We start from the raw sequence: 13,540 nt of genomic DNA, 5'->3' as shown, positions 1-13,540 counted from the left end.
CCGCGGGGGACGAAGAGCGCCGCCGCGAAGGGCACGACGCGGACCTCCGCCACCGCGACGCCGGGGGACGTCGCCGAGGAGGGCTCCAGCACCGCCGCCCGCCGGCCGGCCGCCGCCAAGACCACGGCCTCGAAGCGGACGACAGCGCCGCGCGCCACGGCGAAGACGACCGCGGCGAAGACGGCCACGGCCAAGACGACGCCGGCGAAGTCGACGGCCGCCAAGCGGCCGAGCGCCGCGAAGAAGACCACCTCAGCGGCCGGGGGGACGACGAAGCGCGCTCCGAGGAAGCCGGCGGCGGCCCTCGCGGACGACGCTGCGGCGACGATCGCCGAGGTCGTGGAGCCGCCCGCCGCGGCGGCCGAGACGCGGAAGGCCGATCCGGCCGCCCGTGCAGAGGAGACCTGGATCCTCTCGCCCGAGGAGGTCGCGGCGGAGGATGATGCTCCTGTGGAGAGCGAATCTGGGGGCGCGTCGCCGACGACGGAGACCAGGACGAGCGCGACGGCGCCGGACGTGTCGGAAGAAGAGACCGAGCGGACGCTGGAAGACGCGTCGGCGAAAGACGAGACTCCGGCAGACGAAGCGGCGCCGGCAAACGAGACAGCGCCCGGAGAGGAAGCGCCGTCCGCGGAAGACGCCGCGCCCGCAGAGGACTCGACACCCGCAGCCGACGCCGCTCCGGAGACGGGGGAGCCGGAGCAGGGATCGGCGTCGCCGCGTGCGGCCGAGCAGGATGCCGCGCAGGATGAGGCGGTGCCCGCCGAGCGGCAGGCGCTCGTGGTGCGCGGCCTCGTCAAGCGCTTCGGCGACACGGTCGCGGTCGGCGGCATCGACCTGACCGTGCCCGCCGGCACCTTCTACGGGATCGTCGGGCCCAACGGCGCAGGCAAGACGACCACGCTGTCCATCATCGCGGGGCTTTTGCGGGCCGACTCCGGCACTGTGCGGATCAGCGGCATCGATCAGCGCGCCGATCCGGCCGCGGCGAAGAAGGCGCTGGGCGTGCTTCCGGACCGCCTGCGCACCTTCGACCGGCTGACCGGCCGGCAACTGCTGCACTACTACGGACTGCTGCGGGGCCTCGCCTCCGACGTCGTGGAGAAGCGCGTCGCGGATCTGGCCAGGGCGTTCGATCTCACAGGCGCGCTGAGCCGTGTGGTCTCCGACTACTCGGCCGGCATGACCAAGAAGATCATGCTCGCCGGCGCCATGATCCACTCGCCGCGCGTGCTCGTGCTGGACGAGCCGTTCGAATCTGTGGATCCGGTGTCGTCGGGCGTCATCCTCGACATCCTGCGCGCGTACGTCGCGCACGGCGGCACGGTCATCCTCTCGAGCCACGGCATGGACCTGATCGAGCAGGTGTGCGAGCGGATCGCGATCATCGTCGGCGGCGACGTGCTCGCCGAGGGCACGGTCGACGAGGTGCGTGCGGGGCAGACCCTGGAGCAGAGGTTCGTGGAGCTGTCCGGTTCGGCCACCGAGGTGGAGGGGCTGGAGTGGTTGCACACGTTCTCCGACTGAGGCTGATGCTGGCCCTCGGCGCCCTCCGAGGAGACCGCAGCAGGGTGACGCGGACGGTGGTGGCGCTGCTGCTCACCGCCGCCGCCACGACTGTCGCGATCATCGCGATCCGCAGTCTGTCGCACACCTCGGAGGCCGCGGCGCATGCGGTCATCGTGCTGGGCAGCTCCGCCGTCGTCCTGGGCTTCTTCGTCGCGCCGATCCTCGCGGGCTCGGTCGACCAGCTGGATCCGCGTCGCTTCGCGGTGTTCGGCGTCGACGACCGACGCCTTCCCGGGATCCTCGCCGTCGCAGCCCTCGTGAGCGTGCCGAGCCTCGCCCTGCTGCTGGTGCAGGGGGCGATCGTCGGCGTCGCGATCTCGTTCGGGACGCCGTGGGCCCTCGCCGTGCTGTCCGGGATCCTCACGCTCGTCACCGCCGTGCTGGCGGCGCGGGTCGGGATGGCGCTCAGCGCGAGGCTGCTGCCGGAGCGCCGCTCCCGCGAACTCACTTCCCTCTTCGCGCTGGCGGTGATCGTGATCGCCGTGCCGGTGGGCGTGTTCGTCGCTTCGCTCGGCTGGGCCGGTGCCGTGCCCCCGGCGCTGCACTCGGTGGCGGGAGTGCTCGGCATGACGCCGCTCGGCGCCTCCGCGGCGTTCCCGTTCCTGATCGTCTCGGGTCAGACCGGCGCCGCCTGGATCGCCGTCGTCATCGCCGTGCTGACCGCCGCGGGCGTCGCCTGGGGCTGGACCGCACTCGCATACCGTGCGCTGACCACCACGGAACGCCCCACCGCGGTGCGCGAGCGCCCCGGCCTCGGCTGGTTCGGTCTGCTGCCGTCCAACGCCTTCGGGGCCGTGGCCGCGCGCAGCCTGGTGTACTGGCTGCGCGACCGCCGCTACATCATCAACGTCGTGATCGTGCCGATCGCCGGTGTGCTCACCGTCGTCCCGCTGACCGTCGCCGGCGTGCCGCTCGCCCTCGCGGCGGCGCTTCCGGTCGCCGTGATGGCGCTGTTCTTCGGCTGGCTGCCGCACAACGACGTCGCCTACGACTCCACCGCCTTCTGGATCCATGTCGCCAGCGGCGTGCGCGGTCTGCCCGATCGGCTCGGCAGGCTCGTCCCCGTCGTGCTCATCGCGATCCCCACGCTCGCCGTGGCGATCCCCGTGACGCTCGCCGTGATCGGTCGCTGGTCGCTTCTGCCGGCGTTCATCGGCGTGGTCGCCAGCCTGCTGCTCACGGGCCTCGGCCTCGCCAGCGTGACGTCGGTCGTCGCGCCCTACGGTGTGTCCCGCCCCGGGGACAGCCCGTTCCAGCAGCCCCAGCGCTCGCGCGGCGGCGCGCTGGGGCAGGCGAGTGCGCTGATCGGCGCCGTGGTGCTGAGCCTTCCGGCGCTGCTGCTCGCGTGGCAGCCCCTCGTGGACCCCGAGGCGTCGACCGCGCCGGCGTTCTGGGCCGGTATCCTCATCGGGGCGGCGGTCCTCGTCGTCGGCGTGCTCGCCGGAGGGCGGGCGTTCGACCGGCGCGGCGCGGAGCTGATGGAGTTCGTCGAGACGGTCTGACCGGTTCCTCGGATCCGGCGGAGCCCGCGGGCCCGTGCGCGATTAGACTCGCCGTCATGAGTACCCCGCTGGATGCCCCGGATCAGGGCGGCGTCGCCACCCTCGATCGCGAACTCGAGCAGCTCCTCAACGAGGAGCTCCAGGAGCCGGGAGACCACGAGCGGTTCTCCCACTATGTGAAGAAGGAGAAGATCCTCGAGTCCGCCCTCACCGGCAAGCCCGTCCGGGCGCTGTGCGGCAAGAAGTGGACGCCGGGACGCGATCCGGAGAAGTTCCCGGTGTGCCCCACGTGCAAGGAGATCTACGAGTCGATGGCCCGCTGACTCCGCGGGCGGTCTCGGGGACGGGGCCGCTCAGCGGACGTCCTCGAAGACGGTGGGGATCGCCGGATCCGACTTGCTGAGCGCGAGGGCGCGCACCGGCAGCTCCTCGCGCACCCGGAAGTGGTGCTCGCGCGCGGCGATCGTGCCCTCGGGGCCCTCGAACGCGGTGTCGATCTCGCCCTGGTCCACCAGCGTGACCTGCAGGGCGCGCCCGTCGGGGTGCTGTTGGGCGCCGAGCTCCTCGAAGCCGTCCGCCACCAACACGGTCTCCGACTGCGCGACGCCGTCCGCGAGCACCCGGAAGGCCGCCTTGCGGCCACCCTTCGACGCCTTGTCCGCGGACGCCTTCGCAACGGCGACCCAGCCGCCGTCGGAGCCCTGCCGGGCGACGAGCTTGTAGACCATGCTCGCGGTCGGGTACCCGGATCCGGTGACGACCGAGGTGCCGACCCCGTACGCGTCCACCGGGGACGCGGCGAGCGCGGCGATCGCGTACTCGTCGAGGTCACTGGTCACGGTGATCTTCGTGCCGGTCGCGCCGAGCTCGTCGAGCTGCGCCCGCACCTCCGCGGCCATGATCGGCAGGTCGCCGGAGTCGATGCGCACGCCGCCGAGCTCTGTGCCCGCCACGCGGATGGCGGTCTCCACGCCCTGGCGGATGTCGTAGGTGTCCACGAGCAGGGTCGTGTCCGTGCCGAGCGCGGCGATCTGCGCCCGGAAGGCGTCCTCCTCGCTGTCGTGGAGCAGCGTCCAGGAGTGCGCGGCGGTGCCCATCGTCGGGATCCCCCAGGTGCGTCCCGCCTCCAGGTTACTCGTGGCGCCGAAGCCCGCGATGTACGCGGCCCGGGCCGCGGCGACGGCGGAGTCCTCCGCGGCGCGGCGCGAGCCCATCTCCGCCAGGGGGCGCTCGCCGGCGGCGATGCTCATCCGTGAGGCGGCCGTCGCGACGGCCGAGTCGTGGTTCAGCACGCTGAGCGCCAGCGTCTCGAGGATCACGGCGTCGGCGAACGTGCCCTCGACGGTGAGGATGGGGGAGCCGGGGAAGTAGAGCTCGCCCTCGCGATATCCGCGGATGGTGCCGGCGAACCGGTAGCCCTCGAGGTAGCGGAGCGCGTCGGCGTCGACGACCTTCGCGTCGCGGAGGTAGCGCAGCTCGTCGTCGCCGAAGCGGAAGTCGCGCAGCAGCGAGAGCAGGCGTCCGGTCCCCGCCACGACGCCGAAGCGGCGCCCTCCCGACAGGCGGCGGGAGAACAGCTCGAACACGCTCTGCCGCGCGGCGGTGCCGTCGCGGAGCGCGGCCTCCAGCATCGTGAGCTCGTACCGGTCGGTCTTCAGGGCGCTGGACGCGGTCATGGCGATCAGCATACGTGCGCGCGCCCCTCGCAGCGCGCGAGGGCGCGCGCCGACTAGGCTGGATCATCATGAACGACGCGCCGATCGGGATCTTCGACTCCGGAGTCGGCGGTCTCACCGTCGCCCGCGCGATCCGCGCGCAGCTTCCGCGGGAATCGTTCGTCTACATCGGCGACACGGCGCATTCGCCGTATGGGCCCAAGCCCATCGCGGACGTGCGGCGCTATGCGCTCGAGGTGCTCGACACCCTTGTCGACCAGGGCGTGAAGATGCTCGTGATCGCCTGCAACACGGCGTCCTCGGCGATGCTGCGCGACGCTCGCGAACGCTACGACGTGCCGGTCGTGGAGGTGATCGGCCCCGCGGTCCGCCGGGCGATCTCGACCACGCGCAACGGACGGATCGGCGTGATCGGAACGGTCGGGACCATCGGATCCCGCGCCTATCAGGACATGCTCGAGGTCAACGAGAACCTGGCGGTGTTCACGGCGGCATGCCCGCGGTTCGTGGAGTTCGTGGAGGCGGGCATCACCGACAGCCCGGAGGTGCTCCGCGTCGCCGAGGAGTACCTGGCGCCGCTGCGGGACGCGGGGGTCGACACGCTCGTGCTCGGCTGCACCCACTACCCGTTCCTGCGCGGCGCGATCGGCTACGTCATGGGCGAAGGCGTGTCCCTCGTCTCCAGCGACGACGAGACCGCCGGCGATGTGTACCGGCAGCTGGTCCGCGGGGACCTGCTCGCCCCCGCCGACGCGCAGCCCCGCTACGTGTACGAGGCGACGGGCGCCTCGGCCGACGACTTCACCGCCCTCGCCAACCGCCTGATGGGCCAGGAGGTGCGGGGCGTCCGGCTCGTGCAGACCGGCGTCATCGACCTTCCCCACCTCAAGGAGATCCCATGACCGAGCCCACCGTCCGCACCGATGGCCGCAGCGTCGACCAGCTCCGTCCGATCACGATCGAGCGCGGCTGGAGCGCCCAGGCCGAGGGATCCGCGCTGATCAGCTTCGGCAACACCAAGGTGCTGTGCACCGCGTCGTTCACGAACGGCGTGCCGCGCTGGCTCACCGGCAAGGGCAAGGGCTGGGTCACCGCCGAGTACGCGATGCTGCCGCGGGCGACCAACGAGCGCAACGACCGGGAGAGCGTGAAGGGGCGCATCGGCGGCCGCACGCATGAGATCTCCCGACTGATCGGCCGCGCGCTGCGCGCCGTGGTCGACACGAAGGCGCTCGGCGAGAACACGATCGTGATCGACTGCGACGTGCTGCAGGCCGATGGGGGCACGCGCACCGCGGCGATCACGGGGGCCTACGTCGCGCTCGCCGATGCGATCGAGTGGGGGCGCCGCAAGAAGTTCATCGGGCAGAAGGCGCAGGTGCTGCACGATTCCGTCGCCGCCGTGTCCGTCGGGATCATCGACGGCGAGCCCATGCTCGACCTCGCCTACGTCGAGGACGTGCGCGCCGAGACCGACATGAACGTCGTGGTCACCGGCCGCGGCCTCTTCGTCGAGGTGCAGGGCACCGCGGAGGGGGCGCCCTTCGACAAGCGCGAGCTGGACGCCCTGCTCGAGCTCGGCGTGAACGGGTGCGCGGATCTGCGCGATCGCCAGCTCGCCGCCCTCGCGGAGGAGCGGGCGTGAGGATCGTCCTCGCCACGCACAACCCGCACAAGGTCTCCGAGTTCGACGGGATCGTCGCGGCGACGCGGCCGGATCTCGAGGTCGTCGGCTACGACGGTCCAGAGCCCGTCGAGGACGGCGTCACGTTCGAGGAGAACGCCCTCATCAAGGCCCGCGCCGCCGCGGCGCACACCGGGCTCGCCGCGCTCGCGGACGACTCCGGGATCGCGGTCGACGTGCTGGGCGGATCGCCCGGCGTGTTCTCGGCGTACTGGGCGGGTCAGCGCAAGGACGCCATCGCGAACCGCGATCTGCTGCTCGACCAGCTGCGCGACATCGCGGATCCGCATCGCGCCGCACGCTTCGTGAGCGTCATCGCCCTGGTGCTGCCCGACGGACGCGAGTGGACCGTGCGGGGGGAGTGGCCGGGGAGGCTCGCCCACGAGGCCGCGGGCGACGGCGGGTTCGGCTACGACCCGGTGTTCGTGCCCGACGGGCAGATCGGCTCCGAGCGCACCGTGGGCGAGTTCACGGCGGCGGAGAAGCAGGCGCAGTCGCATCGTGCCCGCGCGTTCGACGCGCTCGTCCCGCTGCTCGCGGAGCTCTGAGGCGCCGGCGGAACCGTGGACGGCTCCGGAACGCACGGGTAGCGTCGGTCGCGTGGACTTCGTGGACGGACGATCCGGCGGAACCGCCCGCCTCTACTACCAATGGCACGGCCCGGAAGGCGACGGACCGCCACTGCTGCTCGTGCACGGCGGCGGATCCACGATCGAGTCGAACTGGGGAGCGCTGATCCCGGAGCTCGCCCGGGAGCGTCGGCTGCTCGCCGTGGAGCTGCAGGGCCACGGGCGCACACCGACGGGATCCGGTCCTGCGTCCTTCGAGCGTTCGGCCGACGACGTCGCCGCCCTGCTGGCGGAGCTCGGTGCGGGCGCAGTGCACGTGCTCGGCTTCAGCAACGGCGGCCAGGTCGCGCTGCAGCTCGCGATCCGGCATCCGCGCCGGGTCGCCCGGCTGATCGTCGCGTCCGCGCCGTTCCGCCGGGACGGCATGATCGACGGCTTCTGGGACGGACTTGCGGGCGCGGGATCCGCCGACATGCCGGAGGTCTACCGGGAGGCCGACGTGCTCGTGAGCGGGGAGACGGCGCACGCGGAGCGGATGTTCGTGCTGGACCGCGACCTCATGCTGACCGGCTTCCAGGACTTCCCGGACAGGGCGCTCGCGTCGATCGTCGCGCCCACGCTCGTCGTCGCCGGCGACCGGGACGTGATCCGCCGCGACCACGCGGTCGCGCTCGCAGACCGGATACCCGGCGCCCGGCTGCTCATGCTCCCGGCCGGTCACGGCGACTACTTGGGCGAGGTGTTCGCCGCGGGCGACGACCTGCGCGGCATGCGGCGCACGCTTCCGCTGCTGACGGCGTTCCTCGACGACGCGCACTGAGCGTCGCCGGGTGCGGCGCAAGTGAGAATCATCCCCATTCCCGACTAGGCGAAATCGGCTCCGACCGGGAGATCCCGGCTCTACGCTGGAGGCATGCACGATCACGCCCCCGCCACCGGGATCCGCTCCGCAGGCCACCGTCGCCTGCTCGCGATCTCCCTGACGCTGACGAGCACGATCATGCTGGTGCAGGTGGTCGGAGCCATCCTCAGCGGCTCGCTGGCCTTGCTCGCCGACGCCGCGCACATGTTCACCGACGCCTCCGCCCTCGTCATCGCGCTCATCGCGAGCGCCGTCGCCGCCCGCCCGGCCGACGACCGGCGCACCTTCGGCTATCAGCGCGCCGAGGTCTTCGGCGCCCTCGTCAACGCGATCATCCTCATCCTTCTCTCGGCATGGGTGGCCTTCGAGGGGATCGGCCGGCTGCTGCACCCCTCCGAGGTCGAGGTCGCCGGCCCGCTCATGCTGGTCGTCGCCGCCGTCGGGCTCGTCGCGAACGGCGTCTCGATGTGGCTGCTCAGCGCCGCCCAGCGCACCAGCATCAACGTGCGCGGCGCCTATCTGGAGGTCATGGGGGATCTCATCGGATCCGCGATGGTGATCGTCGCGGCGATCGTCATCATCACCACGGGATGGATGCCGGCGGACGCCATCGCCTCGCTCATCATCGCCGCGATGATCATCCCCCGTGCGATCTCGCTGCTGCGCGAGGTGTTCTCGGTGCTCGCCGAGTCGGCGCCCAAGGGCACCGCGGTGAGCGACATCCGCCGGCACCTGCTCGAGTACCCCGGCGTGACCGGCGTGCACGACGTGCACGTGTGGCAGCTCACCCGCGGGGCGCCCGTGTTCACGGCGCACGTCTCGGTGAAGGCCGCGGTGCTCGCGGAGGGCGGCGCATCGGCGCTCCTCGTCCAGATGCAGTCCTGCCTCGCCGAGCACTTCGACGTGGAGCACTCGACGTTCCAGATCGAACCCGACGACAGCGGTTCCGGAGCCGCAGGCGACTGCGAGGCCGTGCACGCCTGAGCGTCAGGACTCGACGACGACCTCGGACGGGCTCTTGTCCGGGCGGAGGCCGCGCCACCGGGCGTGACGCAGCACCCCGTCATCGGTCCAGTTCGCGAACTCGACCTCGCCGACGAGCTCGGGGCGCACCCAGAGCGCGTCGGAGGCGTCGGCGACCGGCACGCCGTCCACGGCCGGGGCGCCGACGCGCAGCGGGTCAAGCCGCGCGCCGAGATCCTGCAGGGCGCGGTCGGTGAAGCCCGTGCCGACGCGGCCCACGTAGCGCAGCCCCGACGGCAGGGCGGCCTCCGGGATCGCGAGCAGGAGGGATCCGATCCGCCCCGTGCGATCGCCCTTGCCGGGCCGGACGCCGACGATCACCACCTCCTGCGCCCGGGTGAGCTTGAGCTTCAGCCAGCGCGGGGAACGTCCTCCCGGCACGTACGGCGAGGCCGGGTCCTTGGCCACCACGCCCTCGAGATCGAGGGCGGAGCTCGTCGCCAGCGCCGCGTCGACGTCGTCGAACACGGGCGGCACGAGCACCGGCGCGTCCAGATCCGCCGCGATCCGCTCGAGCAGCTCACGGCGATCGCGCAGCGGCAGGGCGGTCAGGTCATGTCCCTCCAGGCGCAGGAGATCGAACAGGTGGTAGCGCACGGGGGTGCGCACCACCTCGCGCTCGATCTCCCGTGCCCGGGTGAGGTGCATGCGGTCCTGAAGGCGGTGGAAGCTGGGACGCCCCAGGGCGTCGAACGCCACGATCTCCCCGTCGACCACGGCCTCGCCGACGTCGAAGCCCGGTGCTCCGTCGGCGGTGAGCTCGGGGTAGCGGTCGGTGATGTCGGTGCCGCTGCGCGCCCTCAGGCGGAAGCGACCCTCCGACCAGGTGCCGATGGCGCGGATCCCGTCCCACTTGATCTCGGCCCAGCCCAGCGCGCGCGCTGTGCCGGCGGTGCCGTGCTCGGCCAGCATCGGGGAGTAGACCGGGACCGTCGCATCGTGGTCCTGCGCCGCGGGCGCCCTGCCCGCCGACGCCCTGCGCCCTCCCGACGGCGCGACGATGCGCGGGCGACTCCGTTCGGCCGGATCCGCGGCGGGAGCCGCCGCCGCACCGGCGCCCGCCTGCGAGATCGCCGCGAACGGATCCGGATCGCGCTCGGCGCGCGCGAGCACCTCGTCGAACCGCAGCTGACGGATCCCCGGATCCTCCAGTTCCGCCCAGGTGCGCGGTGCCGCCACCCACGGCTCGGGGCGCCCGCGCAGCGAGTACGGGGCGATCGTGGTCTTCTTGCCGTTGTTCTGGCTCCAGTCGAGGAACACCTTGCCCGCGCGCAGCGTCTTCGTCATCACGCTCGTGACGAGCGCGGGATGATCCGCCTCGATCGCGCGGGCCAGCGCGTGCGCGAACGCGGAGATCTCGTCGCTCGTGCGATCGCCCGGGAGAGGGGCGTACAGGTGGATGCCCTTGCTGCCGCTCGTCACCGGGACCGGATCCATGCCCATCCCGGTGAGGATGCCCCGCGCGATGAGCGCTACCTCGGCGCACTGCGACAGGGACACCCCGGGTCCGGGATCCAGATCCAGCACGAGGCGGTCGGGGTTGCCGCGCCCGCCGTCGGGGGTGAAGCGCCACTGCGGGATGTGCAGCTCGATCGCGGCGACCTGGGCCATCCACACCAGCGTCGCGACCTCGTCGACCAGCGGGTAGTCCTTCGCGCCCCCGGAGTGCGGGATCTCCAGACGGCGGATCCATCCCGGCGCCCCGGGCTCGAGCTGCTTCGCGAAGAAGGAGCCCTGCGGATCGGCGCCGGTGCCGACGCCTTCGACCCAGCGCTTGCGGGTGACGGGCCGCCCGGCGACGACGGGCAGCAGCATCGGCGCGATCCGCGCGTAGTAGTCGATCACCTCGCCCTTGGTCGTGCCCGTCTCGGGATACACCACCTTGTCGAGGTTCGTGACGCGCAGACGCCGCTCTCCGATGCGCACGAACTGCGGACCGTCTGCCATGTGGTCACAGTAATGGCAAGCCGGTATCCGTCGCGCGCGCCGGTGGTGTGTACTGGTGCCATGAGGACGATCTGGAAGGGCTCGCTCACCTTCGGCCTGGTCAACGTGCCGGTGAAGGTGTACTCCGCGACGGAGGACCACGACGTCCCGCTGCATCAGGTGCACGACGCCGACGGCGGGCGCATCCGGTACAAGCGGGTGTGCGAGATCTGCGGCCAGACCGTGGCCTACTCCGAGATCGACCGGGCCTACCAGGACGAGTCGCAGACGGTGGTGCTGACGAAGGAGGATCTGGAGTCGCTGCCCGCCGAGCGCAGTCGCGAGATCGACGTCGTGGAGTTCGTCCCCTCGGATCAGGTCGATCTGCTGACCCTCGACAAGGCGTACTACCTGGAGCCGGATTCGAAGTCGCCCAAGGCGTACGTCCTGCTGCGCAAGACCCTCGAGGCCACCGACCGCACCGCGATCGTCCGGTTCACCCTCCGCCAGAAGACGCGACTGGCCGCGCTGCGCGTGCGCGGCGACGTGCTGGTGCTGCAGACGCTGCTGTGGGCCGATGAGGTGCGCGAGGCGGACTTCCCGTCGCTGCACGAGGATGTCACGGTGTCGGACAAGGAGCTCGAGCTGTCCGCATCCCTGGTCGAGGGCTTCTCGGGGGACTTCGACCCTGAGGCGTTCGTGGACGAGTACCAGGTCGAGCTGCGCACGCTCATCGACGCGAAGATCGAGAAGGGCGAGGCGTTCGAGACCGAGGAGACGTTCGCACCCGTGGAGAAGGGCGGCGAGGTCATCGATCTGATGGAGGCGCTGCGCGCGAGCGTCGAGAAGTCGCGCGCCGCCCGCGCCGAGGCGGCCGACGAGGGCGGCTCGAAGCGCGACGCGGGCTGAGCGCGGGTCAGATCTCGGGCTCGACCGCCGGGGCGCCCGATGCGGTCTCGAGCTTCGCCTTGCGGCGCTCGCTGAAGTAGTGCCAGGCGGTGACCGCGAGGGTGAGGAGCACGACGCCGAGCAGGATCACGTCGATGTACTTGGTGACGAGATCGCGGATCCACGGGATGTAGGCGATCACGTAGCCGAGCAGCGTCATCCCGAAGCCCCACAGCACGGCCCCGATCAGGTTGTACAGGCTGTACCGCCGCCAGGGCATGTGCCCGACGCCGGCCGCGACCGGGGCGAACGTGCGCACGACGGGGATGAAGCGCGCGAGGATCACCGTCAGGCCGCCGAAACGCTCGAAGAAGTGGTTGGTCCGCTCGACGTTCTTGCGGCTGAACAGCCCGGACTCCTTGCGCTCGAACACGGCGGGTCCGCCCTTGTGCCCGATCAGATAGCCGACCTCGCCGCCGAGGAACGCCGCGAGGGCGATGAGCGCGCAGACGACCCAGATGTTCACGCCGAACACGTCGACGGTGTGCGTGAGCAGCCCGGAGATGATCAGCAGCGTGTCCCCGGGGAGCAGGAAGCCGATGAGCAGCCCGGTCTCGGCGAAGATGATGAACAGCACCACGGCGAGCGCCCAGGGGCCGGCGCCGTGGATGATGACGTTCGGGTCGAGCCAGGGGATGAGGGCGGCGTGATGCACAGGTGGTTTCCGTCCGTGGAGTCGTCGCGGGAGTGTCGCCGAGGTGCCGGCGTGACTGAAGTCTAGAGCGGGCAGGTCTCGTCCGGCTGGGAGAGCCCCTCTTCGAACGAAGAAGCGCCGGGAGGCGACCATGCGGCCGCCTCTCGACGCTTTCGTGCGGAAGGTGGGACTTGAACCCACACGCCCGGAGGCACAGGAACCTAAATCCTGCGTGTCTGCCAGTTTCACCACTCCCGCGGGCGGACCCAGTCTACTGAGACCGGATCCGCCCGACCCGTCCCGCAGGTCAGCCGTGGAACTCGTGCGGGTGCGGGCCCGTGCGGCCGTCGCGGTCGAGCGCGTCGATCGCGGCGAGCTCCGCGTCGTCCAGGTCGAACCCGAACACGTCGAAGTTCTCGGCGATGCGGCTCGGGGTCACCGACTTCGGGATCGCCACGCGCCCCTCCTGCAGGTGCCAGCGGAGCACCACCTGCGCCGGCGTCCGGCCGTGCCGAGCGGCGATCTCCGTGATGGCCGCGTCCTGCAGCACCGCGCCCTGGGCGAGCGGGCTCCACGCCTCGGTCGCCACTCCCGCCGCGGCGTCCGCCGCGATCACGGCCCTGTTCTGGAAGGCGGGGTGCAGCTCGACCTGGTTCACCGCGGGCACGACGGATCCGGTCTCGAGGATGCGCGCGAGGTGCACGGGCTCGAAGTTCGAGACGCCGATCGCACGCACCCGCCCCTGCGCATAGAGCGCCTCGAGGCCGCGCCAGGTGCCGGCGTAGTCGCCGTCGCCGAGCTCGGGCCAGTGGATCAGGTAGAGGTCGAGCGCATCCAGGCCGAGCTTCTCGAGGCTCGCATCGTAGGCCCGCAGGGTCGCGTCGTAGCCCTGCTCAGCGTTCCACGCCTTCGAGGTGACGAAGAGCTCATCGCGGGCGATGCCGGATTCGGCGATCGCACGGCCGACCCCGCGCTCATTGCCGTAGATCGCCGCCGTGTCGATGCTGCGGTATCCGGTCTGCAGGGCGGCCGCGACGGCGGCGGTGGTCTCGTCGTCCGGGACCTGGAAGACGCCGAAGCCGAGCTGGGGCATGGTGACGCCGTTGTTCAGGGTGAGGGTGGGGACGGTCATGTCGTTCGTCTTTCT

13 protein-coding genes and 1 tRNA gene are annotated in these 13,540 nt (G+C 71.6%); 9 read left to right on the top strand and 5 right to left on the bottom strand.

From position 1 onward, the window contains the following. The 3 genes from RL72_RS20400 to RL72_RS05860 all read left to right on the top strand — a co-directional run. The coding region (locus RL72_RS20400) for an ATP-binding cassette domain-containing protein (protein ID WP_248700393.1) at positions 1-1,527 on the top strand (1,527 nt) is incomplete at its 5' end. Between the two features lie 44 nt (positions 1,528-1,571). Further along, entirely contained in the window at positions 1,572-3,071 is a 1,500-nt protein-coding gene (locus tag RL72_RS05865; protein WP_248700392.1) for a hypothetical protein, read from the top strand. Positions 3,072-3,127: 56 nt separating this feature from the next. Then, on the top strand, positions 3,128-3,394 hold the full coding sequence (locus RL72_RS05860) for a DUF3039 domain-containing protein (protein WP_045249880.1): 267 nt from the start codon (positions 3,128-3,130) through the stop codon (positions 3,392-3,394). Positions 3,395-3,424: 30 nt separating this feature from the next. Here the strand turns inward: RL72_RS05860 and RL72_RS05855 are convergent, their stop codons facing one another. Continuing rightward, positions 3,425-4,747 (bottom strand): nicotinate phosphoribosyltransferase, encoded by a 1,323-nt coding sequence (locus tag RL72_RS05855; RefSeq protein ID WP_045249892.1) that lies wholly within the window; start codon positions 4,745-4,747, stop codon positions 3,425-3,427. A 68-nt stretch (positions 4,748-4,815) separates the two neighbouring features. Between RL72_RS05855 and murI the strand changes: the two genes are divergently transcribed. From murI to RL72_RS05830, 5 genes are all read left to right on the top strand, one after another. Beyond that, the gene (gene murI / locus RL72_RS05850) at positions 4,816-5,649 is read left to right on the top strand and encodes a glutamate racemase (RefSeq protein ID WP_045249879.1); all 834 of its coding nucleotides are present in this window, start codon (positions 4,816-4,818) and stop codon (positions 5,647-5,649) included. Further along, on the top strand, positions 5,646-6,392 hold the full coding sequence (gene rph / locus RL72_RS05845) for a ribonuclease PH (protein ID WP_045249878.1): 747 nt from the start codon (positions 5,646-5,648) through the stop codon (positions 6,390-6,392). Before murI ends, rph begins: the two co-directional genes overlap by 4 nt. Next, positions 6,389-6,979 carry an RdgB/HAM1 family non-canonical purine NTP pyrophosphatase gene (gene rdgB / locus RL72_RS05840; RefSeq protein ID WP_045249877.1) on the top strand — a complete coding sequence of 197 codons (591 nt, stop codon included), beginning with the start codon at positions 6,389-6,391 and terminating at the stop codon, positions 6,977-6,979. The genes rph and rdgB overlap by 4 nt, the downstream gene beginning before the upstream one ends. 52 nt (positions 6,980-7,031) lie before the next feature. Next, positions 7,032-7,820: an alpha/beta fold hydrolase gene (locus RL72_RS05835; protein ID WP_248700391.1), complete on the top strand. Its 789-nt coding sequence runs from the start codon at positions 7,032-7,034 to the stop codon at positions 7,818-7,820. Between the two features lie 93 nt (positions 7,821-7,913). Then, positions 7,914-8,846 carry a cation diffusion facilitator family transporter gene (locus RL72_RS05830; protein WP_045249876.1) on the top strand — a complete coding sequence of 311 codons (933 nt, stop codon included), beginning with the start codon at positions 7,914-7,916 and terminating at the stop codon, positions 8,844-8,846. A 3-nt stretch (positions 8,847-8,849) separates the two neighbouring features. Here RL72_RS05830 and ligD read toward each other — a convergent pair whose 3' ends face one another. After that, complete coding sequence (gene ligD / locus RL72_RS05825; protein ID WP_045249875.1) at positions 8,850-10,832, bottom strand: non-homologous end-joining DNA ligase; 1,983 nt, start codon at positions 10,830-10,832, stop codon at positions 8,850-8,852. 60 nt (positions 10,833-10,892) lie between these two features. On the opposite strand from ligD, the gene ku reads away from it, so the two are divergent. Beyond that, positions 10,893-11,720 carry a non-homologous end joining protein Ku gene (gene ku / locus RL72_RS05820; RefSeq protein WP_045249874.1) on the top strand — a complete coding sequence of 276 codons (828 nt, stop codon included), beginning with the start codon at positions 10,893-10,895 and terminating at the stop codon, positions 11,718-11,720. Between the two features lie 7 nt (positions 11,721-11,727). On the opposite strand, the gene RL72_RS05815 is transcribed toward ku, so the two are convergent. The 3 genes from RL72_RS05815 to RL72_RS05805 all read right to left on the bottom strand — a co-directional run bounded on the left by RL72_RS05815 (position 11,728) and on the right by RL72_RS05805 (position 13,525). Then, on the bottom strand, positions 11,728-12,414 hold the full coding sequence (locus tag RL72_RS05815; protein WP_045249873.1) for a DedA family protein: 687 nt from the start codon (positions 12,412-12,414) through the stop codon (positions 11,728-11,730). Between the two features lie 155 nt (positions 12,415-12,569). After that, positions 12,570-12,651 (bottom strand) — tRNA-Leu (locus tag RL72_RS05810). 49 nt (positions 12,652-12,700) lie between these two features. Beyond that, entirely contained in the window at positions 12,701-13,525 is an 825-nt protein-coding gene (locus RL72_RS05805) for an aldo/keto reductase (RefSeq protein WP_045249872.1), read from the bottom strand. Positions 13,526-13,540: the final 15 nt, after the last annotated feature.

The organism is Microbacterium azadirachtae (assembly GCF_000956545.1).
Lineage (GTDB): Bacteria > Actinomycetota > Actinomycetes > Actinomycetales > Microbacteriaceae > Microbacterium > Microbacterium azadirachtae.
This window is presented reverse-complemented; position numbering and strand designations above follow the sequence as displayed.

Coding starts and splice junctions, on each gene's coding strand:
- ligD (WP_045249875.1), bottom strand. CDS start 10,832: ATGGCAGACGGTCCGCAGTTCGTGCGCATCGGAGAGCGGCGTCTGCGC.
- murI (WP_045249879.1), top strand. CDS start 4,816: ATGAACGACGCGCCGATCGGGATCTTCGACTCCGGAGTCGGCGGTCTC.
- rph (WP_045249878.1), top strand. CDS start 5,646: ATGACCGAGCCCACCGTCCGCACCGATGGCCGCAGCGTCGACCAGCTC.
- RL72_RS05805 (WP_045249872.1), bottom strand. CDS start 13,525: ATGACCGTCCCCACCCTCACCCTGAACAACGGCGTCACCATGCCCCAG.
- RL72_RS05855 (WP_045249892.1), bottom strand. CDS start 4,747: ATGACCGCGTCCAGCGCCCTGAAGACCGACCGGTACGAGCTCACGATG.
- RL72_RS05860 (WP_045249880.1), top strand. CDS start 3,128: ATGAGTACCCCGCTGGATGCCCCGGATCAGGGCGGCGTCGCCACCCTC.
- ku (WP_045249874.1), top strand. CDS start 10,893: ATGAGGACGATCTGGAAGGGCTCGCTCACCTTCGGCCTGGTCAACGTG.
- RL72_RS05830 (WP_045249876.1), top strand. CDS start 7,914: ATGCACGATCACGCCCCCGCCACCGGGATCCGCTCCGCAGGCCACCGT.